General features: G+C 57.5%; 24 protein-coding genes. 21 read left to right on the top strand and 3 right to left on the bottom strand.

Going from position 1 to position 26010, the window contains the following annotated elements; translation table 11 throughout:
• The first annotated feature begins 35 nt into the window (after positions 1 to 35).
• The 13 genes from sad to V7Q49_RS05200 all read left to right on the top strand — a co-directional run bounded on the left by sad (position 36) and on the right by V7Q49_RS05200 (position 16125).
• Positions 36 to 1418, top strand: a complete 1383-nt coding sequence (gene sad / locus V7Q49_RS05260; RefSeq protein WP_333849689.1) for a succinate-semialdehyde dehydrogenase — start codon at positions 36 to 38, stop codon at positions 1416 to 1418.
• Between the two features lie 170 nt (positions 1419 to 1588).
• Positions 1589 to 3166 carry a methyl-accepting chemotaxis protein gene (locus V7Q49_RS05255; protein WP_333849688.1) on the top strand — a complete coding sequence of 526 codons (1578 nt, stop codon included), beginning with the start codon at positions 1589 to 1591 and terminating at the stop codon, positions 3164 to 3166.
• Between the two features lie 63 nt (positions 3167 to 3229).
• Positions 3230 to 4156 (top strand): glutaminase B, encoded by a 927-nt coding sequence (gene glsB / locus V7Q49_RS05250; protein ID WP_333849687.1) that lies wholly within the window; start codon positions 3230 to 3232, stop codon positions 4154 to 4156.
• 161 nt (positions 4157 to 4317) lie between these two features.
• Positions 4318 to 5769, top strand: coding sequence for a GGDEF domain-containing protein (locus V7Q49_RS05245; RefSeq protein ID WP_333849686.1), 1452 nt, complete (start codon positions 4318 to 4320; stop codon positions 5767 to 5769).
• A 181-nt stretch (positions 5770 to 5950) separates the two neighbouring features.
• Positions 5951 to 6943: a sensor domain-containing diguanylate cyclase gene (locus V7Q49_RS05240; RefSeq protein WP_333850495.1), complete on the top strand. Its 993-nt coding sequence runs from the start codon at positions 5951 to 5953 to the stop codon at positions 6941 to 6943.
• 51 nt (positions 6944 to 6994) lie between these two features.
• Entirely contained in the window at positions 6995 to 7960 is a 966-nt protein-coding gene (locus tag V7Q49_RS05235) for a sensor domain-containing diguanylate cyclase (RefSeq protein ID WP_333849684.1), read from the top strand.
• Positions 7961 to 8041: 81 nt separating this feature from the next.
• Positions 8042 to 8569 (top strand): GNAT family N-acetyltransferase, encoded by a 528-nt coding sequence (locus V7Q49_RS05230; RefSeq protein WP_333849683.1) that lies wholly within the window; start codon positions 8042 to 8044, stop codon positions 8567 to 8569.
• A gap of 118 nt (positions 8570 to 8687) precedes the next feature.
• Positions 8688 to 10139 (top strand): tagaturonate reductase, encoded by a 1452-nt coding sequence (locus V7Q49_RS05225; protein WP_333849682.1) that lies wholly within the window; start codon positions 8688 to 8690, stop codon positions 10137 to 10139.
• Between the two features lie 248 nt (positions 10140 to 10387).
• Positions 10388 to 11302 carry a bestrophin family protein gene (locus V7Q49_RS05220; protein WP_333849681.1) on the top strand — a complete coding sequence of 305 codons (915 nt, stop codon included), beginning with the start codon at positions 10388 to 10390 and terminating at the stop codon, positions 11300 to 11302.
• A 147-nt stretch (positions 11303 to 11449) separates the two neighbouring features.
• Positions 11450 to 12445, top strand: a complete 996-nt coding sequence (locus V7Q49_RS05215) for an alpha/beta fold hydrolase (RefSeq protein ID WP_333849680.1) — start codon at positions 11450 to 11452, stop codon at positions 12443 to 12445.
• A 47-nt stretch (positions 12446 to 12492) separates the two neighbouring features.
• Positions 12493 to 13233 (top strand): response regulator, encoded by a 741-nt coding sequence (locus tag V7Q49_RS05210; protein ID WP_333849679.1) that lies wholly within the window; start codon positions 12493 to 12495, stop codon positions 13231 to 13233.
• Positions 13230 to 14531 carry an ATP-binding protein gene (locus tag V7Q49_RS05205; RefSeq protein ID WP_333849678.1) on the top strand — a complete coding sequence of 434 codons (1302 nt, stop codon included), beginning with the start codon at positions 13230 to 13232 and terminating at the stop codon, positions 14529 to 14531. The genes V7Q49_RS05210 and V7Q49_RS05205 overlap by 4 nt, the downstream gene beginning before the upstream one ends.
• Before the next feature lie 403 nt (positions 14532 to 14934).
• Positions 14935 to 16125 (top strand): cytochrome c biogenesis protein/redoxin, encoded by a 1191-nt coding sequence (locus V7Q49_RS05200; protein ID WP_333849677.1) that lies wholly within the window; start codon positions 14935 to 14937, stop codon positions 16123 to 16125.
• Here the strand turns inward: V7Q49_RS05200 and tam are convergent, their stop codons facing one another.
• Positions 16126 to 16884, bottom strand: coding sequence for a trans-aconitate 2-methyltransferase (gene tam / locus V7Q49_RS05195; protein WP_333849676.1), 759 nt, complete (start codon positions 16882 to 16884; stop codon positions 16126 to 16128).
• An 87-nt stretch (positions 16885 to 16971) separates the two neighbouring features.
• Positions 16972 to 17556, bottom strand: a complete 585-nt coding sequence (locus tag V7Q49_RS05190; RefSeq protein ID WP_333849675.1) for an NUDIX domain-containing protein — start codon at positions 17554 to 17556, stop codon at positions 16972 to 16974.
• A gap of 88 nt (positions 17557 to 17644) precedes the next feature.
• Between V7Q49_RS05190 and V7Q49_RS05185 the strand changes: the two genes are divergently transcribed.
• The 7 genes from V7Q49_RS05185 to V7Q49_RS05155 all read left to right on the top strand — a co-directional run bounded on the left by V7Q49_RS05185 (position 17645) and on the right by V7Q49_RS05155 (position 24436).
• The gene (locus tag V7Q49_RS05185) at positions 17645 to 18400 is read left to right on the top strand and encodes a DeoR/GlpR family DNA-binding transcription regulator (protein ID WP_333849674.1); all 756 of its coding nucleotides are present in this window, start codon (positions 17645 to 17647) and stop codon (positions 18398 to 18400) included.
• A 147-nt stretch (positions 18401 to 18547) separates the two neighbouring features.
• Positions 18548 to 18862, top strand: a complete 315-nt coding sequence (locus V7Q49_RS05180) for a helix-turn-helix domain-containing protein (protein WP_333849673.1) — start codon at positions 18548 to 18550, stop codon at positions 18860 to 18862.
• On the top strand, positions 18855 to 20117 hold the full coding sequence (locus V7Q49_RS05175; RefSeq protein ID WP_333849672.1) for a type II toxin-antitoxin system HipA family toxin: 1263 nt from the start codon (positions 18855 to 18857) through the stop codon (positions 20115 to 20117). The genes V7Q49_RS05180 and V7Q49_RS05175 overlap by 8 nt, the downstream gene beginning before the upstream one ends.
• Positions 20118 to 20184: 67 nt before the next feature.
• Positions 20185 to 20520, top strand: coding sequence for a hypothetical protein (locus tag V7Q49_RS05170; RefSeq protein ID WP_333849671.1), 336 nt, complete (start codon positions 20185 to 20187; stop codon positions 20518 to 20520).
• Positions 20521 to 20878: 358 nt separating this feature from the next.
• On the top strand, positions 20879 to 23446 hold the full coding sequence (locus tag V7Q49_RS05165) for an autotransporter domain-containing protein (RefSeq protein WP_333849670.1): 2568 nt from the start codon (positions 20879 to 20881) through the stop codon (positions 23444 to 23446).
• A gap of 131 nt (positions 23447 to 23577) precedes the next feature.
• Positions 23578 to 24009, top strand: a complete 432-nt coding sequence (locus V7Q49_RS05160; RefSeq protein WP_333849669.1) for a YeeE/YedE family protein — start codon at positions 23578 to 23580, stop codon at positions 24007 to 24009.
• A 10-nt stretch (positions 24010 to 24019) separates the two neighbouring features.
• Positions 24020 to 24436 carry a DUF6691 family protein gene (locus V7Q49_RS05155; protein ID WP_333849668.1) on the top strand — a complete coding sequence of 139 codons (417 nt, stop codon included), beginning with the start codon at positions 24020 to 24022 and terminating at the stop codon, positions 24434 to 24436.
• A 192-nt stretch (positions 24437 to 24628) separates the two neighbouring features.
• Here the strand turns inward: V7Q49_RS05155 and V7Q49_RS05150 are convergent, their stop codons facing one another.
• Positions 24629 to 25177, bottom strand: coding sequence for a GNAT family N-acetyltransferase (locus tag V7Q49_RS05150; protein ID WP_333849667.1), 549 nt, complete (start codon positions 25175 to 25177; stop codon positions 24629 to 24631).
• 161 nt (positions 25178 to 25338) lie between these two features.
• Between V7Q49_RS05150 and grxB the strand changes: the two genes are divergently transcribed.
• Positions 25339 to 25974, top strand: a complete 636-nt coding sequence (grxB, locus tag V7Q49_RS05145; RefSeq protein ID WP_333849666.1) for a glutaredoxin 2 — start codon at positions 25339 to 25341, stop codon at positions 25972 to 25974.
• Positions 25975 to 26010: the final 36 nt, after the last annotated feature.

Below are 26010 nucleotides of genomic sequence, written 5' to 3'. Positions count from 1 at the left end.
CACACTGTAGCAACTGTTACTACACGGAGCCGATCATGACTACACCTTCTGCCACCCATGCCCTGTCCATTAATCCGGCGAACGGCGAAACCCTGGCCATCTGGCCGTGGGCGACCGTCACCGAGGTTGAACAGGTCCTCACTCAGACCGATGCCGCTTTTCGCCAGTGGCGCAGCGTGCCGGTTGCGGCGCGTGCGCAAAAACTCCATGACCTGGGCGCCGCGCTGCGCAACCGTGGCGAAGAGATGGCCCAGATGATCACCCGGGAGATGGGCAAACCCATCGCTCAGGCGCGCGGGGAGGTGGCGAAGTCCGCCGGTCTCTGCGACTGGTATGCCGAACATGGCCCGGCCATGCTTTCCACCGAGGCGACGCAGGTCGCGGACGCGGTGATTGAGTATCGCCCATTAGGCCCGGTACTGGCGGTGATGCCGTGGAACTTCCCGCTGTGGCAGGTGCTGCGCGGCGCGGTGCCGATTATCCTCGCGGGCAACAGCTATCTGCTGAAACACGCCCCGAACGTGCTGGGTGCCGCAAATCTGATTGAAGCGATCTTTAACGACGCCGGCTTCCCGCAAGGGGTGTTTGGCCAGCTGAATGCCACCAACGACGGGGTAAGCCAGATGATTGCCGATCCGCGCATTGCGGCGGTGACCGTCACCGGCAGCCTGCGCGCCGGGGCAGCGATTGGTGCTCAGGCCGGCGCGGCGCTGAAAAAATGCGTGCTTGAGCTGGGCGGTTCCGATCCCTTTATCGTCCTCAACGACGCTGATTTGGATCTGGCGGTGAAAGCGGCGGTGACCGGACGTTATCAGAACACCGGACAGGTCTGCGCCGCGGCCAAACGCTTTATCGTCGAGGCAGGGATTGCGGATGAGTTCAGCCGTCGCTTTGTCGAAGCCACCGCGGCCCTGAAAATGGGCGCGCCGGACGCAGAAGAGAACTACCTCGGCCCGATGGCGCGTTTCGATCTGCGCGACGAGCTGGATCAGCAGGTGCAGGCCACGCTGGCCGAAGGGGCAACGCTGCTGCTGGGCGGCGAAAAGGTAGCGGGGGCGGGGAATTACTATGCGCCAACCGTGTTAGGTAATGTTACCCCGAACATGACCGCGTTTCGTCAGGAGCTGTTTGGCCCGGTGGCGGCCATCAGCGTAGCAACCGATGCCGATCATGCCCTGGCCCTGGCTAACGACAGTGATTTTGGCCTCTCGGCGACGGTCTTTACCGCCGATACCGCCACGGCGGATCGCTTTGCCCGCCAGCTCGAGTGCGGCGGGGTGTTTATCAACGGCTACAGCGCCAGCGATGCCCGCGTGGCCTTCGGCGGGGTGAAGAAGAGCGGTTTTGGCCGCGAGCTGTCGCACTTTGGCCTGCATGAGTTCTGTAACGTGCAGACGGTGTGGAAAGACCGGGTTTAACAGGGTGCATCTGCCGGGTGGCGCTGCGCTTACCCGGCCTACTGAACTGACTCACCCGTAGGCCCGTGCAAGCGCAGCGCCGCCGGGCACCTGTCATTATTCTGAAATAGTTCTGTCATTTTTACTGCGTAGACTCGCCCACGTCTAAGGCATTGTTAATGAATACAATTATGAACTTAAGCAAAATTTTACGCCGTTTCACTCCCCGGCAGTTTGGTTTGCTGGCGGGGATCTTCTGCATTATCGGGCTCTTTTCCGCTCTGCAAATCTCTTCTTCGGTATTACTCTCCGTCTCGCTGCGCGATGCCCAGCGCAATGAACAGCGTAACCAGCTGGCGTACCTGCAACAGGCGAAGGTCGATCAGGCGCGGATCTCACTGCTGGCGGCGAGCGATTTGCTCAACCGGGCGGGCGTTTACTTTATGCAGGATAAAGAGACCGGTTCGGACGGGAGCTGGCATAGCCTGATGGATGAGGCGCAGCAGGCGTTACGGGATTCTCAGCAGGCCTGGCAGGCGTGGCAGGCAATGCAGCCGCCGCGGGATGAGGCGCTGCTTACCAGCTATCAGCTGTTCTTCGATGCTATCCGCGAACAGGCCGACGGGCTGGTCAACAGCCAGTCGATTGATGCCTTCTTCGCCGTACCCGCGCAGGCATTCCAGGCAGACTTCAATGACAACTATGCCCGCTATCAGCAGGCCAGCGTCCAGCGTGCCGCAGCGGGGCGTGAGTTGCTGACCGCCAGCCTCTCCAGCCTGCAATCCCTGTTCTTACTGGCCCCGGTGGTTTTACTGGCTATCGCCGTGGCGGTGTGGTTTGCGATGTCGCGCTGGGTGATCGTCCCGCTGCGTCGTCTTATCGCCCATATCAATCTGCTGGCGGCGGGGGATCTCTCCTCGCCACCACCGGGGGTAAAGCGTTTCAATCGTGAGATTGCGCAGCTTGGCGACAGCGTCGATACCCTGCAGCAGGGCCTGCAGCAGTTGGTGACCCAGGTCAGCGAGGCGACCACCTCGATGGTGACCAATATCGGATCGCTGGCAGAGGGGAATCAGAAGCTGTATCTCCAGTCGGCGCGTCAGGCGCAGGAGCTGAAAGAGGTCACCGCGCACATTGCCGATCTGGAGACCCATGTGGAGGGCAACAGCGGCTACGCCAGGCTGGCCAGCTCGCGGGCGGACGAGGCGCGGGAGATGGCGGCGGGCGGCGATCGGATGATGGAGACGGTGAACGCCTCGATGGCGGCCATCGTGGCGCGTTCTGCCGAGATGCGCGGCATTGTGGCGATCATCGACAACGTGGCGTTTCAGACCAATATTCTGGCGCTGAACGCGGCCATCGAGGCGGCGCATGCCGGGAATCAGGGGCGCGGCTTTGCGGTGGTGGCGAGGGAGGTGGGGCTGCTGGCGCGCAAGAGCAGCCACTCGACGCAAACCATTCAGGAGCTGATTAACCACTCGCTTCAGGGCATTGAAGATGGCTCGAAAGCGGTCACCCGCCTTGAAGACAATCTGCAACAGGTGATTGGCCTGGTGGGCAATCTGTGCAGCTTACTGAATGAGATCTCCGTCGCCACCCTCAGCCAGGGCGACAGCATCCACCGCATGACCGGCCAGCTGCAGGCCCTGAACCAGGTCGCGCACCAGACCGATAAACTGGTTAACACCGCGTCCGAGGCCTCCCGGCGGCTGCATGATGAATCCGGCCTCCTGTTACAGGCGGTATCGCGGTTCCGACTTCCTGCCTGACGTCACCCATAAGCCTCTGTTATACTCGCAGGCCGTTTTTGGCCTGTGAGCAAGGAGCAACCGATGGCTGCGAACATCAATAATCAGATGCTGGACGCCATTCTGGCGCAAGTACGTCCCTTACTTGGCCAGGGCAAGGTGGCTGATTACATCCCGGCGCTGGCCTCGGTCAACGGCAACAAGCTCGGGATCGCCATCCGTACCGTTGACGGCCAGCGCTTCCAGGCCGGGGATGCCACCGAGCGTTTTTCCATTCAGTCGATCTCCAAAGTCCTCAGCCTGGTGGCGGCCATGCGCCAGTATGACGAGGATGAGATCTGGCAGCGGGTGGGGAAAGATCCCTCCGGTCAGCCGTTTAACTCCCTCCTGCAGCTGGAGATCGAACAGGGCAAACCGCGCAATCCGTTTATTAACGCCGGGGCGCTGGTGGTGTGCGATATGCTGCAAAGTCGTCTTAGCGCCCCCCGCCAACGGATGCTGGAGATTGTGCGTCAGCTCTCCGGCGTCAGCGATATTGCTTACGATGCGGCAGTTGCCCGATCGGAATTCGAACACTCGGCGCGCAACGCGGCGATTGCCTGGCTGATGAAGTCGTTCGGCAATTTCCATAACGATGTGCCGACGGTCCTGCAAAACTACTTCCACTACTGCGCTTTGAAGATGAACTGCGTTGAGCTGGCCGATACCTTTCTGTTTTTGGCCGCGCAGGGCCATGCGCCGCATCTGTCTGAGCCCGTCGTCACCTCGATGCAGGCCCGGCAGGTGAATGCCCTGATGGCGACCAGCGGGATGTATCAGAACGCCGGTGAGTTCGCCTGGCGGGTGGGGCTGCCTGCTAAATCCGGGGTCGGTGGCGGGGTGGTGGCGATTGTGCCGCACGAGATGGCGATTGCGGTCTGGAGCCCGGAGCTGGATGAGACGGGGAACTCTCTGGCGGGCGTCGCGGTGCTGGAGCGCCTGACCCAGAAACTGGGTCGTTCGGTCTATTAACCGGAGCCTGTGCCGTGGATCTGACGGCACAACCGTTTCCCCCCTTTACTGAGTGGTGATCGTTACCCCCCCAATGTGATATATATTGATCCCAAACTTTTAACATTCACCCGCGCGGGTGAGACATCATTGTTAAAAGCAACTCTATGGATTGATATTGCATGTCTCCTGCGTCCACCCGAACATTCGCGCTTTTTCAGCCGCAAAGCCCCCTGCGTAATGCGGTGGGAATCATTGTTCTGACCACGCTGTTCTATTTCATTGGCGCACAGCTGCGTCTGGTGGAATCGCTGTCGATGTTCTGGCCGCTGAACGGGGTGATGGCAGGGGTGTTTGCCCGTTACGCTTACCTCAACCGGCTGCACTATTACGCGTTATCGTATTTCGCCATGCTGGTCTATGACGCCATCACCACCAACTGGGGCATCACCTCGCTGGGCATTAACCTCTCGAATATGGTGTTTATTGTCACCGTTGCCCTGCTGGTCCAGCGCGACAGGCGGCTGAAAAACAGCACCCCGGATCCGGTGAATGCCCTGCGGCTGTTTAACTATTGTCTGCTGGCTGCGCTAATGTGCGCCCTGCTCGGGGCAGTGGTGTCGGGTGGGGTGGACAATCGCGCCTTCTGGCCGCTGGTCGCCGACTGGTTTAGCGAACAGTTCTCTACCGGGGTATTAATTGTTCCCTGTCTGCTGACCATCACCTGGCCCACCTTTAACCGGGCCATACGCGCCAGCCATTTGATGCCGGTGGTGTTACTGATTATCTCGGTAATGGCCTCGGTGGCGATTGGCGGAGCCGGTGCGCTGGCGTTTCCAATGCCAGCCCTGATCTGGTGCGCGGTGCGCTATTCCCTCCCGGCAACCTGTCTGTTGACCTTTGTTACCGGGACGGTGGAGATCACCCTGGTTGGCAACTCTATCATTACCATTGTGGCGACCACGCCGCTCACTACCCCAATGATGTTCTCTGCCCGACTGGGGATAGCCACCATAGCCATCTGCCCGGTCATGGTCTCGGTCAGCATGGCGGCGATCAACTCGCTGATCCGTCAGGTCTCCCTGCGTGCCGATTATGATTTTTTAACCCAGGTTTTCTCCCGTTCCGGGCTGTATGAGGCGCTGAAACGCGACGAGGGAATGCGCAAAAGCCCGCTGCTGACCGTGATGCTGCTGGATATCGACTATTTCAAAAGCATCAATGACAACTTCGGGCATGAGTGCGGCGATACCGTGCTGGCAGCCTTTGCCCGCAAAGTGCAGGAGACGGTGGGAAGCGAGGGGCTGGTGGCGCGGATGGGCGGGGAAGAGTTTGCCGTAGTGGTCAATACCGCGTCGGTGCAGCAGGGATATGCCCTGGCGGAACGTATTCGCGCCACCATCGAACAACATCCGTTCAACTGGCGTGAGCAGGCGCTGTTTTTGACCGTCAGTATCGGGATGGGCACGGGAAAATCGGATCCCTGGAAGCTGACGGAGATTTTTAATCGCCTGATGAGCGAAGCGGATGATTATCTGTATCGTTCGAAAAAAGCAGGCCGAAATCGCACCAGCGCGCGAATGACAGAGCTAACCACTGCCGCACAAAACGCTGCGCCATCGGAGCAGCTGTAATCGTTTGCCTGCGCGGAGAGAGGGCCATCACCATATATTCACAAAACTGATAAATGCCTTGATACGTATTTTATCCGTCAATAATATAATAGGGTGATTATATCGGAAAAATCGTGTGATGAACGGAACTGACAGACTCAGTAAACCCCCTCGCGTGCCTGGCAGTCGGTTTATCAAACGCATGTTTCTGATGCGAATGCTTGGAACATTTCTCTGCTTTTTTCCCATTCTTTCAGTCCTGGTGGAACATCAACGTTCACCCTGGCTTATGGGTTTGCTGGGGATCAACGCCTTTATCTGGCCGACGCTGGCCTTCTGGCGCGCGCGTCGCTCCACCACGCCGCTGAGTACGGAACACCAGAACCTGGTGCTGGACGCCGGGGCGGGTGGGTTCTGGATCGCCATGATGGCGGCAAACCCGCTGCCGTCCGTGACTATTGCTACGATCTTACTTGCCGACCGGCTGGCGGCGGGGGGATTCCCGCTGATGAAAAAAGCCGGTGCGGTGATGCTGGCGGTCTTTATGGCCAGCTGGCTGACGCAGGGGATGGCGCTGATCCCCTGGGTGTCGCAGCGCACCATGTACGCCACGCTGCCGCTGATCGGGATTTATACCGTGGCGCTGAGCGTGCTCACCAACAGTATCGCCATGCGGCTGCGCTTTAAATCGCGCGAGCTGGAACGTATTGCGATGATGGATCCGCTGCTCGACATCGCCAACCGGCGTCTGCTGGAGAAGCGTATCGACCACGAATTGCTTAAGCTGCGGCAGACCTGCCGTGAATCAGCGCTGATGTTTATTGATATCGACAACTTCAAAGAGGTTAACGACCGCTTCGGCCACAAGGTAGGGGATATGCTTTTGGTGACAGTGTCACAGATACTGCACATCGCCACCCGACAGAGTGACACCCCGGCGCGGCTGGGCGGCGATGAGTTTGTGATCCTGCTGCCGGATACCACTCTGGACGAGGCGCACGTGGTCGCGACCCGGATTATGGATGCTGCCGCGGTGATCGACGACGTGGCGGAAGAAGCGGTTCAATGTACGATGAGTATCGGTATCGCCATCGCCACCCGGGAGATGGGAAATGTTACGGACTGGTTACAGGCAGCCGACATTGCTCTCTATCAGGCGAAGCGCGAAGGTAAAAATCGGATATTCGCCCATTGACCGACCTCAGAATGCGCTAAGCTTTTAAAAAGCCTGATGTCCGGAGTTTGTATGAAATCCCCCTCTTTACCCCAAAATGAAACGGCGCGTCTCAGCGCCTTGCGTGAATCCGGGCTGCTGGAGATCGAAAATCACCCCACCTACGACCGCCTGACACGGCTGGCAAAGCGCCTGTTTGGGGTGCCGGTAGCGATGATCAACCTGGTTGATGAGCATGTGGTCGTGGTTAAATCCGCAAATGGTGCCGACGCCACTAACCTGCCGCGAAATCTCTCTTTTTGCGGCCATACCGTGCTCAACGAGGCGCCGCTGGTGGTGCCCGACACCTTAGACGATGCCCGTTTCGCCGATAACCCGCTGGCGACCGATGACGATCCGGTCCGCTTTTATGCCGGTTATCCGCTGCATCTTCCAAATGGGGCCACGGTGGGATCGCTGTGCATTATCGACCATCAGCCGCGGCAGTTTTCCCCCGCTGACGTCGAGGCGCTGGCCGACCTGGCCGCGCTGGTGGAGGTAGAATTTGCGGCGACCTGTGCCACTATCGTCGACGATCTGACCGGGCTGTATAACCGCCGGGGCTTTCACCATTTTGCCACCTACGCCATTGGTGCCGCGCGCCGTCGGGCTGAGCCGCTGACCCTTGCCTGGCTGGATCTCGATCGCTTTAAACAGATTAATGCCCGACACGGTCGCGCCGATGGCGATACTGCCCTCAAGGCGATGGCCGGCCTGCTGAGTTCGACCTTTCGCGAAGCCGACGTACTGGCGCGTTACGGCGGAGATGAGTTCGCGATCCTGTTTGCCAGTAGCGACGAGAAGGGCGCGTGGATCGCCATGCAGTATCTCACCGAACAGGCTGCGGTATGGAATGAGCATGCCGAATACCCCTGGGCGCTCTCTTTCTCCTGGGGCGTTATCGAGTTTAACCACGATCGCGACGATCTGGAGAGCTGGCTGAAAACCGCCGATCGGATGATGTACTCCATGAAACAGCAGCGCGGTACCGGCTGCTGAGATAAGAATATCCTCTGACATTCTCTCTTGTGTTAATAAAATGTAAAGCGCATGGTGATGCCGTTGATTAAAAGGAGAATAATGATGTCATCACCCGCAATTCATATTTTTACCCGCGACCAGATCCTCGCGCACCTTCCTCAGTTAGCCGACATCCTGCACAGCTGTGTCACGGGCGGCGCCTCGGTGAGCTTTATGCTGCCCTACAGTCACGAGCAGGCCAGCAGGTTCTGGCGCGGCGTGGCCGACAGCGTGGGGCGCGGGGAGCGCACCGTGCTGGTGTCCACCAACGCGGAGGGCGAGCTCACCGGCACCGTGCAGCTGATCACCGATCAGCCCGACAACCAGCCGCACCGCGCTGACGTCGCCAAACTGCTGGTTCACCAGAACGCGCGCCGCTGCGGTGATGCCGGGCGATTAATGCAGGCCCTGGAAAACGTCGCCCGGGACCAGGGGAAAACCGTGCTGGTGCTCGACACGGCAACCGGCAGCGGGGCGGAGACCTTCTATCAGCGGGCGGGCTGGCAGAAAGTGGGGGAGATCCCGCGCTATGCCCTGATGCCGGACGGTGAAATGACGGCCACCTCGGTGTTCTACAAATTCTTATAAATCCTGTCACAATTCACACCGTATTTGATCAAAACAGGGGTTCGTGGTCGTTAAGTTTTGATAAGTTATCGTACCAATCTTATCAGGCTGTATGACTAATCATTACAAGGACCCCATTGTGAACACACTGAACCGTCGTGATTTTCCCGGTGCTCTCTATCCTGAACGTATCATCCAGTTTGGTGAGGGCAACTTCCTGCGCGCATTTATTGACTGGCAGATTGACCTGCTCAATGAACATACCGACCTGAACGCCGGTATTGCGATTGTCCGCCCGATCAAAAGCGATTTCCCGCCTTCACTGAGCACTCAGGACGGCCTCTACACCACCATTATCCGTGGCCTGAACGAGCAGGGCGAAGCCGTCAGTGATGCGCGCCTGATCCGCTCGGTTAACCGCGAAATCAGCGTTTACGACCAGTACGATGAATTCCTGAAGCTGGCCCATAACCCGGAGATGCGCTTTGTCTTCTCCAATACCACCGAAGCGGGGATCAGCTATCACGCCGGGGATAAGTTTGAGGATGCCCCTGCGGTCAGCTATCCGGCGAAACTGACGCGCCTGCTGTTCGAACGTTTCAGCCATTTCAACGGCGCTGCCGATAAAGGCTGGGTGATCGTCCCTTGCGAACTGATTGACTATAACGGCGACGCTCTGCGCGAGCTGGTGCTGCGCTATGCTCAGGAGTGGGCGCTGCCGGCGGCCTTTACCCAGTGGCTGAACGACGCTAACAGCTTCTGCTCGACGCTGGTTGACCGTATCGTCACCGGCTATCCGCGTGATGAAGTGGCCCAGCTCGAAGCCTCTCTCGGCTATCACGATGCTTTCCTGGATACCGCTGAACACTTCTATCTGTTTGTGATTCAGGGGCCGAAAACGCTGGCGCAGGAGCTGCGTCTCGACAAGCTGGCGCTGAACGTGCTGATTGTCGACGACATCAAGCCATACAAAGAGCGTAAAGTGGCGATCCTCAACGGCGCGCATACCGCCCTGGTGCCGGTGGCCTTCCAGGCCGGGCTGGATACCGTAGGGGAGGCGATGAACGATACTGAGATTTGCGCCTTTGTCGAAAAAGCCATCCATGAAGAGATTATTCCGGTGCTCGATCTGCCGCGTGATGAGCTGGCCTCCTTCGCCAGCGCAGTAACGGGCCGTTTCCGCAACCCGTACATCAAACATCAGCTGCTGTCGATTGCCCTTAACGGCATGACCAAGTACCGCACCCGCATTCTGCCGCAGCTTCTGGCAGGCCAGCAGGCCAGCGGCAAACTCCCGGCGCGTCTGACGTTTGCTCTGGCGGCGCTGATTGCCTTCTATCGCGCGGAGCGTAACGGCGAAAGCTATCCGGTGCAGGACGATGCGCACTGGATCACCCGCTTCCAGCAGCTGTGGACCCAGCATCATGACCAGCAGATTGCTACCCGCGATCTGGTGAGCGCGGTGCTGAGCGTCAGCGAGCACTGGGAGCAGGACCTGGCGCAGGTCAATGGCCTGGTGGAGCAGGTTACGCAGGATCTGGATGCGATTCTGCACAAAGGGATGCGCGCAGCGGTTAAACCGCTGTGTTAATCCGTTGAACTTCCCCCTCTCCCTTAAGGGAGAGGGCCGGGGTGAGGGGGAGCAAATCGCACTATTGTTAACCCCTCCCTCTCCATATTAGTTACAACATACTTTTACCTTTTCCTGTTATCCCACACCTGACCCCCGTGCAGTCCGCTCTAAGCCCCGCAAAAACGTCATCATTTTTTAACATACTTGCAACCGTGACGACGATCACGTTTAATAGTCACCGCTCTTTTTTTTCGATGAAGCTGACTATGATTGTTCGACCTCAACAGCACTGGTTGCGTCTGATTTTTGTCTGGCACGGTTCAGTACTGACCAAAATCTTCTCCCGCCTGTTTCTTAACTTTTTGCTCTCCATTGTGGTGATCCTGATGTTGCCCTGGTACACCTCACTGGGAATCCGGCTGACGGTAGCGCCGTTCAGCATTCTCGGGGTTGCCATCGCCATCTTCCTCGGGTTCCGCAATAACGCCTGCTACGCGCGCTATGTCGAAGCGCGCCAGCTGTGGGGCCAGCTGATGATTGCGTCGCGCTCCCTGTTCCGCGAAGTGAAAAACACGCTGCCGGACGACCCGGCGCTGGGCGAATTTGTTCGCCTGCAGATTGCCTTTGCCCACTGTCTGCGCATGACCCTGCGCCGTCAGCCGCAGGCCGAACAGCTGTCGAATTATCTGTCCGCAGAAAACCTGCGCGTGGCGATGGATTCCAGTTCCCCTGCCAACCGCATTCTGCTGATCATGGGCGAATGGCTGGCGGTCAGACGCCGGAAAGGGGAGCTGTCGGATATTCTGTTCCACAGCCTTAATATTCGTCTGAATGATATGTCGACCGTGCTGGCCGGCTGCGAGCGCATCGCCAACACCCCGGTGCCGTTTGCCTACACCCTAATCCTGCACCGCACCGTCTATCTGTTCTGCATCATGCTGCCGTTCGCGCTGGTCAGCGACCTGCACTACATGACCCCGTTCGTGTCGGTGCTGATCTCCTACACCTTTATCTCGCTGGATACCCTGGCGGAAGAGCTGGAAGAGCCGTTCGGCACCGAGAATAACGATTTGCCGTTGGATGCCATCTGTAATGCGATGGAGATTGATCTGCTGCAGATGAACGATGAACAGCAGATCCCGGCGCGCAAACTGCCGGACAAGTATTACCAGCTGACGTAAAGGTTCGCCTTCTGCGAGTTTGTATCACAGTGTATCTGCGCCGGATCGCGATACAGCACCTTGCAAAACGGGCGACTTTGCACATATTTGCCATACATCAGGGTGGTGAGATAAGCGGGTAAATTCTACTGACCCGGAGATACCACCATGATGAACAAACTGGCTTACTCAACCCTGGCGCTGACCCTCTCTTTCGCCACCGTTTCCGCCTGCCAGGCCGAAACGGCAGGCACCGACTATGCCGCTGCCTTTAAACAAATCCGCCAGATTGACGCGGGCGATCTGAACATTGGCTATGTCGATATCGGGCCGAAAAACGGCGAACCGGTGATCCTGCTTCACGGCTGGCCGTACGATATTCAAAGCTACGCGCAAGTTGCTCCTCAGCTGGCGGCAAAAGGCTACCGGGTGATTGTGCCGTACAACCGCGGGTTCGGGACGACGCATTTTCTGTCGCCAGCCACGCCGCGTAACGGTCAGCCAGCGGCCATGGCGAAAGACGTGATTAACCTGATGGATGCGCTCAAAATCAAACGTGCGGTCTTTGCCGGTTACGACTGGGGTGCCCGAACGGCGGATATCGTGGCGGCGCTGTGGCCGGAGCGCGTAAAGTCGCTGGTTTCGGTGAGTGGGTATCTGATCGGTAATCAGAAGGCCGGGGAAAAACCGCTGCCGCCGCAGGCCGAGCTGCAGTGGTGGTATCAGTTCTATTTCGCCACCGAGCGCGGCGAGAAGGGCTATGCCGCTAATACCCATGACTTTGCGAAACTGATCTGGACGCTAGCCTCGCCCGGCTGGAAATTCAGCGATGCCACTTTCAACCTCAGCGCCAAAGCGCTGGATAACCCGGATCACGTGGCGGTCACCATCAGCAACTACCGCTGGCGTCTGGGGCTGGAAAAAGGCGAACGCAGCTACGACAGTTATGAACAGAAACTGGCGGCCGCCCCGACCATCAGCGTGCCGACCATCACCATCGAAGGCGACAACAACGGCGCGCCGCACCCGGCGCCTGAAGTGTACGCCGCGAAATTCACCGGCAAATATCAACATCGCACCTTTACCGACAACATCGGCCACAATCCGGCGCAGGAAGATCCGCAGGATTTCGTCAAGGCGGTGGTGGATGCGGATAAGCTGTAAGCCATCTATGCTAATTCTGGCGAATCGCTGATTAACAGGAGCTTAGGGTGGAGACAACCGATCACATTCTTGTCGTCGATGACGACCGGGATATTCGCGAGCTGGTCGTCGATTATCTGCTGAAATCGGGCTATCGCGCTACCGGTGCCGCCAACGGCAAAGAGATGCGCGCCGTGCTCGATAAACAGGCGGTCGACCTGGTGGTGCTGGATATCATGATGCCCGGTGACGACGGACTGACCCTGTGCCGCCAGCTGCGCAGCGGCCAACATAAAGATCTGCCGATTTTGATGTTGACCGCGCGCCACGACGACATGGATCGCATTCTGGGCCTCGAGATGGGTGCCGACGATTATGTGGTCAAACCCTTTGTGGCACGTGAACTGCTGGCGCGAATCAAAGCCATACTGCGCCGTTTTCGCACCCTGCCGCCCAACCTGCAGGTGACCGAGGCCGGGCGGCTCATCGCCTTTGGCGACTGGCAGCTCGACACCAGCGCCCGTCATCTGCTGGATGCCACCGGCACCATCGTGGCCCTGAGCGGGGCGGAGTACCGTCTGCTGCGGGTGTTTGTCGATCATCCCCAGCGCGTGTTAACCCGCGATCAGCTGCTGAATTTCACCCAGGGCCGGGATGCGGAGCTGTTCGAACGTTCAATCGATCTGCTGGTCAGCCGCGTGCGTCAGCGCCTGAATGAGGATGTACGTTCGCCACGGTATATCAAAACAGTACGCAGCGAAGGCTATGTCTTTTCGATGCCGGTGAGCATTATTGAGGCGAAAGCGTGAGGCTCTGGCCGCGTTCGCTGCACTATCGTCTGCTGCTGATCGTCCTGCTGGGATTGCTGCTCGCCAACGGTCTGAGTCTGACTCTGGTGATGGCCGAGCGCATGAGCAGCGTGCGCAACGTGATGCTGAGTAATTTACAGGACGATGTCTCCACCAGCGTGGCGATTCTGGATCGGCTGCCTGCGAATGAGCGGGCGCAGTGGCTTCCGCGCCTCGACCGGGATAACTATCACTACGTGCTGGGGCCGGGAGAGCCGGGCGCGTCGCCCGCCGACGCCCGTTCGCGGGATGCGGTCCGCACGATAACGGATACGCTGGCGACACAATATCCGCTGCGCTTCACGGCGGTGCCGGGGCCGGTTTCGCATATTCAGGCGCACCTGACCCTGCGCGACGGTTCGCCGCTGACGCTGGATCTCACGCCGCGGATGCCGCCGGTGGCCCGCTGGCTGCCGGTAGTATTTGTGATCCAACTGCTGCTGGTGGCGATCTGCGCCTGGCTGGCGGTGCGCCAGGTGGTGCGTCCCTTTATCCGCTTTACCCGGGCGGTCGATGCCCTCGAACCCGCCAGCCCCAGTCCGCTGACGCTCACCGAGCAAGGCCCGCTGGAGGTGCAGCATGCCGCGCGGGCGTTTAACGCCATGCAGGACAGGATCCAGACCTCGCTGAAGGAGAGGGCGCAGATCCTTGCCGCCATCTCCCATGATTTACAGACGCCCATCACCCGGATGCGGCTGCGGGTGGAGATGGCCGACCAGCCGGAGCTGCGCGATAAACTCACCCAGGATCTGGACAGCATGACCCGGCTGGTCCGGGAGGGGATCGACTACGCCCGTTCGTCCGGGGTATCGCCCGAGCCGGTGCGCAATGTCGATCTCTATACCTTTATTGATACCCTGGTGTGTGATTACGCCGATACCGGCAAAAACGTGCAGTTTGTCGCGGCCCGCACCGCCTTGCCCTTTGCCACCCGCCCGCAGGCGCTGCATCGCATCCTCACCAATCTGCTGGATAACGCCCTGAAGTTTGGCGATGCCGCAGAAGTAAGGCTGACGATACTCGACGCAAAGGTGCAGATTGCCGTGGCGGATAATGGCCCGGGGATCCCGGAACATGAGCTGGCGGCGGTGTTGCAGCCGTTCTACCGGGTGGAGTCCTCCCGCAACCGGGACACCGGCGGCACCGGACTGGGGCTGGCGATTGCCGCTCAGCTGACCGCCCAGCTTGACGGTCAGCTACAGCTGGCGAACCGCCCCGAGGGCGGGCTTTGTGCCCGGATTACCTTGCCGGTGGCCTGACTTTCTCCCTCTCCCATTGGGAGAGGGCTGGGGTGAGGGGAACTGGCCGCACTGGTGCATATCGCCGGGTGGCGGCTGCGCCTTACCCGGCCTACAAAACTGACCTTCTCCCTCTCCCATTGGGAGAGGGTCGGGGTGAGGGGAACAGGCCGCACTGGTGCATATCGCCGGGTGGCGGCTGCGCCTTACCCGGCCTACAACACATGGTCTTTGCCCTTGTAGGCCCGGCAAGCGTAGCGCCGCCGGGCATTCAGGCCGCGCCCTTTGTACCAAACTGTATCCCGCCGCAATACGCATACATCACCTGACAAAACCCCCAATCCTCCACACATGCCAGACACCTTCCCACGCTGTAATAGCCTCACTGCAATCGTCGCAGCCAACCGTTTTAGTGAGGTGTCTTATGTTTCTCGTGATCGCATTTTTAGGGGGCATGGTCAGCCTGCTCAGCCCCTGTACGCTTCCCGTTATCCCGCTGCTGTTCGCCGGTTTTCGCGGCCAGAAGCGCCAGCTTATCGCCATGCTGTTCGGGATGGTGATCATGTTTACCCTGGTCGCCAGCCTGATCGCCGTCGCCAGCGACTGGGTGGTCAGCGCCACGCTGATTGGGCGCTGGCTCGCGCTGGCGTTGCTGAGTTTGGCCGCGCTGAGCCTGATCTTCCCGTCCTTTGCCCAGCGCATCGCCGGGCCCGCATTACGCCTCGGCAACGTGCTCAACACCCGCAGCACCAGCACCCGAGGTCTGGCCTCGGAGCTGCTCGCCGGGCTGGCGGTCGGACTGCTGTGGTCGCCATGCGCCGGACCGGTATTGGGGGCCATTCTCAGTCTGCGTATCGCAGGACATAACCCGATTGCTACCGGTAGCCTGCTGGCGGCGTACGGCAGCGGCTGTGCGGTAATGCTGGCGCTGCTCGGCTTTAGTGGACAGGCGCTGATTGCGCGGCTGAAAACCAAATCGGGGCTGATGGACGGGCTGCGAAAAGCGGCGGGCGTGGCGATGCTGATGTCGGTGGCGTTTACCGCGTTCGGTCTGAACAGCGTCTTTCAGGGGGCAAACGGCGTGGCCGACCGTCTGGAGAAAATGCTGCTGCAGCGGGCACCGGAAAGCCAACCTCAGCCGACCCTCCAGCCGGTCGCGCAACCGGTCACCACCAGCGCCATGCCGTCGCTTGAGGGCGGCACCGGCTGGCTGAACGGCGAACCGGTTACCCCGGCGTCGTTAAAGGGCAAAGTGGTGCTGATCGACTTCTGGACCTGGGACTGCATCAACTGCCAGCACGCCCTGCCGCACGTGCGCCAGTGGGCCAACACATATCAGGCCCAGGGACTGGTGGTAATTGGCGTGCATACGCCGGAATATCCGTGGGAAAAACCGCTGGCGTCGGTGCAGCAGGCCATCAACAAATGGCAACTCCCGTACCGGGTGGTGACCGACAACAATTACAAAATCTGGACGGCTTTCGGCAATCGTTACTGGCCGGCGCACTACTTCTTCGATGCCAAAGGGCAGCTGCGCTACGCCTCTTTCGGGGAGGGGAATAACGACAAGCAGGAGCAGGTGATCCAGCAGCTGCTGAAAGAGGCGAAAGCCTAATCAGGGTTCGCGTCGGGCGACGATAAACAGTCGCGGAAAGGCCAGCAGTATCTGCCCGTTCTCCTGCAGCGGATATTGCTCTTCCAGCAGCTGATGATAGCGATGCAGATAGCGTTGCTGCTCGCTCTCATTCAGCTCCTGTAGCCAGGGGCGCAGGCCGGTGGCGCTCACCCAGTCGATAATCGCCTGGTGCGAACTCATCTGGTGGTAATAGGTGGTGCGCCAGATATCCACCTCGCATCCCGCCTCGGTCAGAATATCGTAATAGGCATGGACGCCGGGCAGGGCTGCGCGGCCGCGATCCGGATAATCCTGTTCCAGGGCCACCTCCCGCATCAGCACATGGGTCGGCTCCAGAAAGTTATCCGGCATCTGGATCGCCAGCACGCCGCGCAGTTTCAATAGCGAGACCAGATGCGGCAGCAGTTCGTAGTGATTTTCTATCCACTGCAACGACGCGTTGGCGTAAATCACGCTCAGGGCCTGTTCCGGGCGATAGTGGCGAATATCGGCCTCAACAAACTGACAGCCCGGCAACGCCGCTCTGGCTTCTGCCAGCATTGCAGGTGACGTATCCACCCCGGCGATACGTGCCGAGGGCCAGCGTTGCTGAAGCAGCGCCGTGCTGTTACCCGGTCCGCAGCCCAGATCGACGACATCGGTAACCTCATCCAGCGCAATGCGGGAGAGGAGCTCTAAGGCGGGGCGGGTGCGCTCAGCACCGTATTGCAGATACAGGGCGGGGTTCCAGTCGGTCATGCAGGCATCTCCGGTTTGCTCATTTGAGAAGTGTAGATGATGAGGTTTGCGGGATGACAGAAATCCGTTTCTGTCGGTGTGATTTCGCTAGAGGATCCTCTTCAGGGCAACGTGATAGAGCAGCATGATGGTTTTGCCATCGACAATGATGCCGTCATCAATGGCCTGCAACGCCTGTTCTATAGGCCACTCCAGCACCTCGATATCCTCACCTTCGGCCTCAATGCCGCCACCCTCGCCGGTGCGATCCCCGGGAAGATATTCCGCGATGTAAAAGTAGAGTTTCTCGGTGACCGAACCGGGGCTCATAAAGGCTTCGAAGACCTTCTCCACGTGGTCGATCTGATACCCGGTCTCTTCTTCTGCTTCGGCTTTGATGCGCTTTTCCGGTGCCATGTTATCAAGCAGGCCGGCGGCGGTTTCAATCAGATAGCCGTCGTGACCGTTGATGTACACCGGAAAGCGGAACTGGCGGGTGAGGATCACCGTCCGTTTCTCGCGGTTGTAGAGCAGGATCGTCGCGCCGTTGCCCCGGTCATAGGCTTCGCGGTTCTGGCGTTGCCACTCCCCGTTACGGCGGCGCACATCGAAGGTATATTTTTTGAGGGTGTACCAGTCATCTGACAAGATTTTGCTGTCGAGAATGCGTACTTCTGCACGATTAGATTGCACGTTGCCTCCTGTTTACGTAGAGTTGGCATCATAAACCGCATATTCGTGCAACATCAAGATCAAAACGTGCAACTTCAGGAACTCTCTTATGCTCACTCGTCAACGCAAACAGCTGATCCTCGAAAAACTGAGTGCCGAAGGGCAGGTGTTATCCAAAACCCTTAGTCTGGAATTTGAAGTGTCGGAAGATACCATTCGTCGGGATTTGCGCGAGCTGGCGGCCGAGGGGCGTTTACAGCGGGTGCACGGCGGCGCGTTGCCAGCATCGAAGGCGGTTTCAAGCTTTGCCGAGCGCAGCAGCCTGGGCATCGAGGCCAAAAAGCGGGTGGCGAAGAAGGGCGTCGAGCTGATCTCCCCCGGCCAGGTAGTGATCATCGACGGCGGGACCACGACCACCGAGCTGGTGCGCTGTCTGCCGGCGGATCTGCCTTTTACGGCAGTGACCCACAGCCCGGGCATTGCCCTGGCGCTGGTGGATTATCCTCAGGTGGAGGTGATCCTGATTGGCGGGCGTCTGTTTCGCCACTCGGTGGTCACCGTCGGTGCCGCGGCCATTGAAGGCATTGCGCACATTCATGCCGATCTGTTTTTCATGGGGGTGACCGGGATCCACCCTGAGGCCGGATTAACTACCGGCGATTACGAAGAAGCGTGCATCAAACGTGCATTTTCCGGCAGAGCGGCAGAAACGGTGGTGCTGGCCTCGCCGGAAAAAATCAACACTGCATCGTCCTTCCGAATCGGCGAGCTTTCGCTGATTAACACCCTGGTGGTTGAGCCTGACACCGACAGCCGCTGGGTGGACGCGGTGAGCCAGCAGGGGGTTTTGGTTGTGAAAGCCTGACGCAGTTAACTCCAGTATTATGTGGCTTAATGTGTTTTTTCGGGGTTAATTATCCTTTTTTGGGGCTTAATTCGCATGGCGTAGTAATGGGGATAACTCTATAATATTGTGAGTTAACGTCGAAATTTGCCGTTAGGGTACAAAATAATGGATTTAAACTTCAAAAAGCCTGATGAGATCGTTAAGACGCTGTGTGAGCGGTTACGCCAGGAACGCATACGTCGTCAGTTTACCCAGGCCGAACTGGCGCAACGGGCTGGCGTAGGAGTGAATACGGTTTCAAATCTGGAGGCGGGGCGCAACGTCGGCTTTGAAGTTGTGGTGCGCGTGGCGATGGTGCTGGGCCTTACCCCGGAACTGGAAAACCTGTTTCTGCCGCAGCTGGATAGCCTGGACGATCTGCGCCGCCTGGAAGCCAGCGCCTCCCGCCAGCGCATAAGGAAAAGGAGTCATAATGCCTGATCGCGTAGAGGTTTATTACGAAGGCTGGGGCGAGCGCTGGCTGTGGGGGACGCTGGCCACCACTACCGCACTGACCCGACGCCCGCTGATTTTCTTCGAATACAGCCAGCAGGCACAGGAAAAAGGTTTTGAATTATCCGCCTTTAGCCTTCCGTTGAAGGGTGACAAGCTGCGACAAAATTTCCCCACCCACCAGCTGGGTCTGCCCGGGCCGGTTTATGACTCTCTACCTGACGGCTGGGGTATGCTGCTGATGGATCGCCTGTTCAGGCAGCGTGGCCTGAATGCGGCCCGCATTGGTCCCCTTGAAAGGCTGACGTACATTGGCAGTAATGCGATGGGGGCGATGTCTTTTGTACCTGTTCAGGCCGATCTCGCAGCGCCACAAAACGATATCCCGCTCCCTCAGCTTGCAGAAGAGGTCAGGGAGGTGCTGGAAGGCGAAGGCGGGGCATTTTTGCACCGGCTGCTGCAGATGGGCGGTTCCCCGCAGGGAGCGAGACCCAAAGCCTTGCTGTATCGTGACGCTGTCACTGACAGATTCACGACGGTCCCTGTCCCGGGCTATGAGCCCTGGCTGATCAAATTTCCTGCCAGAGATGAACCTGCCGAAGTCTGTGCCATTGAGATGGTCTATGCCCAGTGTTTGCGCGACTGCGGCATTGATACACCGCAAACAGAATATTTTGATCTGCCGGGCGGTTATGCGGCCTTCGCCAGCAAACGCTTCGATCGGCACGCCGGGATGCGGGTTCCGATGCAAAGCCTGGCGGCATTTACCGGGGCGGACTACCGTGCGCCGGGTTCACTGGATTACGCCACGTTTTTGCGTGCCACGCAGTTCTGTACCAACGATATGCGTGAGAAAGCGCGCGCCTTTGCGCGGGTTGTCTTTAACGTCATCTTCAATAACCGCGACGATCACCCAAAAAACTTCGCTTATTTGATGTCTGCGGAGGGGGCGTGGTCGCTGGCTCCTGCGTTTGATGTCACCTGGAACGAAGGTCCCGGAGGCTACCACCAGATGGATGTCATGGGTGAGGCGCTGAATATTAAGCAGCAGCATCTGCTGTGGTTGGGCACTCAGGAGGCGGACCTCAGTGAAACGCAGGTTAACCAGCTTATTGCGCGCATTGCCGATGTCGCCAGTGGATTTTCTGCTTATGCCGAAGCGTTGCTTCCGGGAAAAATCACTCCAGCCACGCGGCATGCCATGCAAAAGCAAATTGATGCGAATATCAGCCAGCTCCGTTAAAGCCAGGAAGAGCGCAGCCGCATAGGCTACGCTTCAGCTAATGCTTGTTTAACAAAAGGACTGCGTGATGCTGCAAAAAATCAGCCTGTTATCTCTCGCCTGTTTGCTGTTTACCGGATGTATGTCCAACGAGGGCACGTCCCCGGAAGAGAAGAAGTTTCGTAAAGTGGAGGCCGCAGCAAGCGAGTGCGCCGAGATTGTGAAAAACCAGACCATCGAGCTTACCGCCGAAGGGAAGGATGCCAACACCCGCTGGACAACCATAGAGTATGTGGCGTCAGACCAGCGTACCCGCACGGTGGAGTATCGCACCTCCTCGGTGCTGGATAACGGCGAGCCGGGCAAGGCGTGGCAAACCTGTATGTCGGACAAAAAAGCCCTTGTTCCAGAACTGAAAATTTAACCTTCGGGCGGGAGTAGCACTTGCTCCCGCCAATGAAACAAAATGTTAGTATCCTAAACAAGGTTTTTAGCGCGCTGACGATCCTGCTCATTTTATTCTTATAATCACAAAGAGGTATCAATATAAAATATGATTTATGCGCGCGACCTGCGCGTCATAAACGATCAAAACCATTCATGATGTGAATCTATTAAGCTATAAATTACACTCATTATGTCGATTTGTTCATTTTTGTTAAAAGGATAAGGGTGTAAGCAATATTACAAATGGCAGGCGGCGAGACTATTCTTAATTCAAATTTATTGCGTAAAAATCTCTGCGGAAATTCACATATCAGAATCATCCTGGAGAATTACAAATGCGCTATACGTCTCGCCGCACCCTGTTGTCACAATGCATCCTGTTATCGCTCACGGCTTTTTCCGGCTATGCCTTAGCAGCAGACTGCTCACCAACCGATGCGCCGACCACCACCTGCGGTTTCAAAAGTACTAATTATCATGGTCCTAATGGCACTGAGACCTGGGCTGTTAATGATAATGGCTCCGCTTACACCAATGCTGCCAATACCAACAGCACCGGCAACGGCAATGACGCCATCTATCTGTGGGATAACAAGCAGGAAGATACTCAGTCCCTGACCGTAGATGGCACCGACATGAGCGGGACCTTTATTCAGGCTAATTCTGGCGGTACCAAAAATATTACCCTGCAGAACGGCGTGACCACCGACATGATTGAAGGTGGGAATAATGCCCCGGGCGATAACGGCAGCTTTAATATTGATGTCAATAATTCCACACTGACCGGCGAAAATGACAATGTCATCTACGGTGCGGCATCGCATGCGAAAACCTATATGGGTGGCGCGGCTATTTTTGTCGACTCCGGCACCAATGAAGGCACCAACACCGTCAATATTGAAAATGGCAGTACGCTTGGCGGCGCTATTTATACCGTGACCGGCGGGGATAACACCATTAATGTTGCCGGAAACAGCACCGTTAACGGCGCTATTTACGCCTTCTCTAACAGCAATAACGCCGTTAGCGTTGATAACAGTACCGTGACGGCAAATGCAACTAACGCCACGTTGCAGGGTTATTTTGAAGGAGCCTATGCAGGCAACGCGGATGCAGCCAGCATTACCTCGGCGCTGCAGGGGCAAACTGTGGCGATGGGTGTTTACGGTCAGCAGGCGTCTACTGTTGCGCTGACTAATGGCGCGACGGTGAATGGCTCAATCGCCGTTGTCGGGGACGGTTCTTCAACCTCCTCCGCGCAAATTTCCCTCGACAGCAGCACCCTGAACGGCAATATCGTTACCGCCGATGAAAGCAGCACCACGGTGCAGCTGAATAATGCGACCGTCAACGGGGATATTACCACCGGGGCCGGTAACGATACTGTGGTGCTGACCAATAACTCCTCCGTGACCGGCAGCGTGGATGCAGGCACCGGGACCGATGAACTGTCGATGGATGCCAACAGCACCATCACCGGCAAGATCAGCGGATTCGAAACGGTGAATACCACGTCGGATAACAATATCGATATCGATAAGTTAAACGACAATACCGGCTGGACTATCCAGAACGGCTCCCGCCTGGTAGCGGATTCCACCGGCAGCAATGTTCAGGTTGCGATGACCTCCGACAGCACCGTTGCTTTTGGTAACGTCACCGGGACCAACAACAGCCTGGTGGTGACCCAGATCGCTGCCTCCACCCTGAATCAGAAAAACGTCCAGATTGCGACATTCTCCACCGCCGGTAATCCGGCCGATGCCGTTGAAGCGCAGTTCAGCAATGGTTCACAGAAGGTTGAAAGCCGCTCTGGTGCTTACAACTACAACGATTCCCTGACCATTGCCCAGGCGGCCCAGCTGAGTAAAAGCGCCGGGCTGAACGCCACCCCGAACGCATACAACGTGCTGCTCGACAGCTCTCGCGGTGAACTCGCCAGCGATGTTCAGGGTGCGATTGCCGGTCTCGATGCCGCCAAACAGGCGGGCCGCATGGTCACTGACGATCTGGCGAACCGCCTGGATCAGGTTCACCTGCAAAACCTGTATGGCCACACGGCCGATGGCGCGCAGCTCTGGGGCGACTTCCTGTATCACCATGGGGATTACAGCGATGACGTTGATTATCAGGACATCACTCAGGGCGTGCAGGGCGGCGTAGACTGGACTACTCACCTGGCCAACGGCGACAGCCTGACCGGCGGCGTGGCGCTGGCCTGGACCCGCAGCCGCGACCAGAGCAACAGCGGCGGTGCTAACAGCTTCAACGATACCGTGTATGGCAACTACTACAGCGTGTATGGCGGCTGGCAGCAGGCGCTTCACGACAACCTGTGGGGCATGTTTGTTGACGGCAGCTTCAGCTACGGCGATATGCGTTACTCAATGTCTGCTAAAAACAGCAAAGAGGACACCAGCGGTATGACCGAAGCACTGAGCGGCTCCGCGGACGGTAATCTGTATACCACCCAGCTGCGTACCGGTGTCAACGTGATGCTGCCGGGCGAAACCGTCCTCCAGCCGTATGCCACCTTAGGTTGGGATAAAGCCGAGGAGAAAGGTTTCTCTGATAAAGAGCTGACCTTCAGCGATAACCAGGTTTCACAGTGGAACACCAGCCTGGGGATGCGCGTTACCACCAAACTGGCGGATCTCAACAAGAACGTCGAGCTCTATCCGTGGGCTGATGCTCGTTACCAGACCGAGTTTAGCGATAACACCGACATCAAAGCGGCGGATTATCACAACACCAGCGGTCACAATACCTCAATGGGTATCTTCGGCGCGGGTATTAACACCACTATCGGGAATAACTTCTCCGTTAATACCGGGGTGTACTTCGGTACGGGTGACGTGGATAACGATGCCAGCGTGCAGGCCGGTATCAGCTATCAGTTCTGATTTAGTCTGACGCCACTCACCGGCAGGGATCCTGATATCCCTGCCGGTTTTTTTTTGCATTTTGCAGCATGGTCAGGCGTACACTATCAACACTTTATATGACCTCTGTTGCCTGTGGGCTGGAGACGACCATGACAATTGATTTCTCACACTTTACGCCGCTGAGCAGTCTCGGCGGCGGGCTGTTAATCGGGCTTGCCGCCATACTGCTGATCCACTTTTGTGGGCGCATCGCCGGGATCAGCGGCATTGTGTCCGGCATGCTGACGAAACAGACCCGAGCCGAGGGGTGGCGGATTGCCTTTTTAGCCGGTCTGATTGGCTCGCCGCTGCTGTTCTCCCTGTTTTTCCCCTTGCCGGACATCCACGTTCAAACCTCCTGGCCGATGATTATTGTGGCCGGTTTGCTGGTGGGGATAGGTTCGCGTCTGGGATCCGGGTGTACCAGCGGGCATGGCGTCTGCGGGCTGTCGCGCTTCTCTAAGCGCTCTCTCGTTGCCACGCTGACCTTTATGGCCGTGGGCGTGGTTACCGCCACGCTGACCGGTTTGTGGCTGGGTTAAGGAGGAGAGAATGCTGATCGTTACTGCGTTTCTGTGTGGCCTGATCTTTGGCGTGGGCTTGCTGGTAAGCGGGATGGCAAACCCGGAAAAGGTGCTGAACTTTCTGGATCTGTCTCAGGCCTGGGATCCCTCTCTTGCCTTCGTGATGATGGGGGCGATTGCAGTGGGGATAATCGGTTTTGCGTTGGTTAAAGACAGAAAAAGGGCCCTCTGCGGAGTGCCCATCCTGTTGCCGAAGAACAACGCCATAGACCGCGCGCTGCTGGTGGGTGCAATTCTGTTTGGGCTCGGCTGGGGGCTGGCGGGCATTTGCCCGGGGCCGTCGCTGGTGTTGCTGGGGGCGGGCGTAAGTAAAGGGCTGCTGTTTACGCTGTCGATGCTCGTCGGCATGGTGCTGGTTAACCGCTTGCGAAAAACGTCCTCTTAACCATTCCCTCACGCTTTCCTGCTGTTTTCCGGGTAAATATTTTGCCGGGCATGGTTATTTTATATTGTGTCGACCATGCTCTCTGTAAAGCGATATATTTCTTCAAACCCGTACCGTTCAAGGAGCTGATTGTGATCCTGTTATCCAAACCTAAAGTCAGGGTGAGGGTGGAGTAGCCCGCGGGTGGATTATTTATGCCTCTTCGGGCAGAACCAGTGAATTGAGCACATGGTCCTGCCAGACCCCGTTTATTTTGAGATACGAGTGCGCATATCCCTCTTTCACGAAGCCCAGAGTGCCCAGCGTCTTGCTGCTACGGGCGTTATCCGGCAGATGGTTTGCCATGATGCGGTGGAAACCGTAGGTTTTATGGACATAGTCGATCGATTTGCTGAGCGCCTCGTGCATCAGTCCTTTCCCCTGAGAAGCCCTGTCGAGCGAAAAGCCGAGATAGCACGCCTGGAAAACACCAAAGATAAAGTTGGTGAAATTGATGCTGCCGATGATGTTGTTTTCGCCTTTTAGGGTGAACACCATTTGCAGACATTTCCTCGCCTCGTAATCGTTCAGTGCGCTCTCAATTCTTTGAGTAATGCTGTTCAGCGTGAAATAGTCTTCATGACGCAAGGGTTCATAGGGCGCGAAATGCGATCGGTTTTCCAGCAGGAAAAGCTGGAGGCTGTCTGCCAGATCGGGCGTCAGCAGATACACATTCGTACGTTCGGTGGAAAATAACTTCATTTCTATATCTCATTAACATTAATGTCACATAGATTGTACTGATAGTGAGATCGATTTCCAGTGAACATCTGACATCAACCTACTAAATTTAGTCTGGAAACCCGGACCCGATTTGCCAGATGCTGTGCGTCGTCTTCCCGTTATTTTAAAAAGAGAGCGCTATGAAATTATATGTGTATGAGCATTGCCCGTTCTGTATCCGTGCAAGAATGATCTTCGGCCTTAAAAAGGTGCCTTTTGAGCTGGGCGTGATTATGGAAGGCGATGTCGAAACGCCAACCCGCATGGTGGGCAAGAAGGTCGTGCCGATCCTGCAGAAAGAAGAGGGCGTTTATATGCCGGAAAGCATGGATATCGTTCACTACGTTGATCGGCTTGACGGCACGCCGGTTATTGATGGGGAATGCGATCCGGCGATTGATGCCTGGTGCAAAGAGAATACACACGCCGTATTCAACCTGGCAATCCCGCGTTTTACCCGGGCCGATTTTAAAGAACTCGCCACGCCCGCCGCGCGTGAAGCCTATACCCAGCGCGAGATTAACGCCTTTGGCGATCTGGATACGTTGATGGCTAACAGCCAGGCGTACATCGATACGCTGTCGGGGGAGCTCGGTAAAATTGAGGGGTATTTAAAAGCCCGCCATCCTGTCAGCATCACGGATTTTTATCTCTTCCCAGTTCTCAATTCGCTGACGATTGTGAAAGGCTTCCCTTACACAGAAGCGCTGCGCGGTTATCTGGATCATATTTCTACGTCCTGCAACGTACCGTTGTTTACCGACAAAGCGTTATAACGGCAAGGGGGGATGCCCCCTTAAAAAATGGTCGTC

Origin of the sequence: Leclercia sp. (assembly GCF_036780805.1) — a bacterium.
GTDB lineage: Bacteria > Pseudomonadota > Gammaproteobacteria > Enterobacterales > Enterobacteriaceae > Enterobacter.
Note: the sequence above shows the minus strand (reverse complement) of the source record. Positions and strands in the feature narration are given on the sequence as shown.

What these genes read in the sequence shown, in the direction of transcription:
- sad (WP_333849689.1), top strand. Translation starts at nt 36, where the DNA reads ATGACTACACCTTCTGCCACCCATGCCCTGTCCATTAATCCGGCGAAC.
- V7Q49_RS05255 (WP_333849688.1), top strand. Translation starts at nt 1,589, where the DNA reads ATGAACTTAAGCAAAATTTTACGCCGTTTCACTCCCCGGCAGTTTGGT.
- glsB (WP_333849687.1), top strand. Translation starts at nt 3,230, where the DNA reads ATGGCTGCGAACATCAATAATCAGATGCTGGACGCCATTCTGGCGCAA.
- V7Q49_RS05245 (WP_333849686.1), top strand. Translation starts at nt 4,318, where the DNA reads ATGTCTCCTGCGTCCACCCGAACATTCGCGCTTTTTCAGCCGCAAAGC.
- V7Q49_RS05240 (WP_333850495.1), top strand. Translation starts at nt 5,951, where the DNA reads ATGTTTCTGATGCGAATGCTTGGAACATTTCTCTGCTTTTTTCCCATT.
- V7Q49_RS05235 (WP_333849684.1), top strand. Translation starts at nt 6,995, where the DNA reads ATGAAATCCCCCTCTTTACCCCAAAATGAAACGGCGCGTCTCAGCGCC.
- V7Q49_RS05230 (WP_333849683.1), top strand. Translation starts at nt 8,042, where the DNA reads ATGATGTCATCACCCGCAATTCATATTTTTACCCGCGACCAGATCCTC.
- V7Q49_RS05220 (WP_333849681.1), top strand. Translation starts at nt 10,388, where the DNA reads ATGATTGTTCGACCTCAACAGCACTGGTTGCGTCTGATTTTTGTCTGG.
- V7Q49_RS05215 (WP_333849680.1), top strand. Translation starts at nt 11,450, where the DNA reads ATGATGAACAAACTGGCTTACTCAACCCTGGCGCTGACCCTCTCTTTC.
- V7Q49_RS05200 (WP_333849677.1), top strand. Translation starts at nt 14,935, where the DNA reads ATGTTTCTCGTGATCGCATTTTTAGGGGGCATGGTCAGCCTGCTCAGC.
- tam (WP_333849676.1), bottom strand. Translation starts at nt 16,884, where the DNA reads ATGACCGACTGGAACCCCGCCCTGTATCTGCAATACGGTGCTGAGCGC.
- V7Q49_RS05185 (WP_333849674.1), top strand. Translation starts at nt 17,645, where the DNA reads ATGCTCACTCGTCAACGCAAACAGCTGATCCTCGAAAAACTGAGTGCC.
- V7Q49_RS05180 (WP_333849673.1), top strand. Translation starts at nt 18,548, where the DNA reads ATGGATTTAAACTTCAAAAAGCCTGATGAGATCGTTAAGACGCTGTGT.
- V7Q49_RS05175 (WP_333849672.1), top strand. Translation starts at nt 18,855, where the DNA reads ATGCCTGATCGCGTAGAGGTTTATTACGAAGGCTGGGGCGAGCGCTGG.
- V7Q49_RS05170 (WP_333849671.1), top strand. Translation starts at nt 20,185, where the DNA reads ATGCTGCAAAAAATCAGCCTGTTATCTCTCGCCTGTTTGCTGTTTACC.
- V7Q49_RS05165 (WP_333849670.1), top strand. Translation starts at nt 20,879, where the DNA reads ATGCGCTATACGTCTCGCCGCACCCTGTTGTCACAATGCATCCTGTTA.
- V7Q49_RS05160 (WP_333849669.1), top strand. Translation starts at nt 23,578, where the DNA reads ATGACAATTGATTTCTCACACTTTACGCCGCTGAGCAGTCTCGGCGGC.
- V7Q49_RS05155 (WP_333849668.1), top strand. Translation starts at nt 24,020, where the DNA reads ATGCTGATCGTTACTGCGTTTCTGTGTGGCCTGATCTTTGGCGTGGGC.
- V7Q49_RS05150 (WP_333849667.1), bottom strand. Translation starts at nt 25,177, where the DNA reads ATGAAGTTATTTTCCACCGAACGTACGAATGTGTATCTGCTGACGCCC.
- grxB (WP_333849666.1), top strand. Translation starts at nt 25,339, where the DNA reads ATGAAATTATATGTGTATGAGCATTGCCCGTTCTGTATCCGTGCAAGA.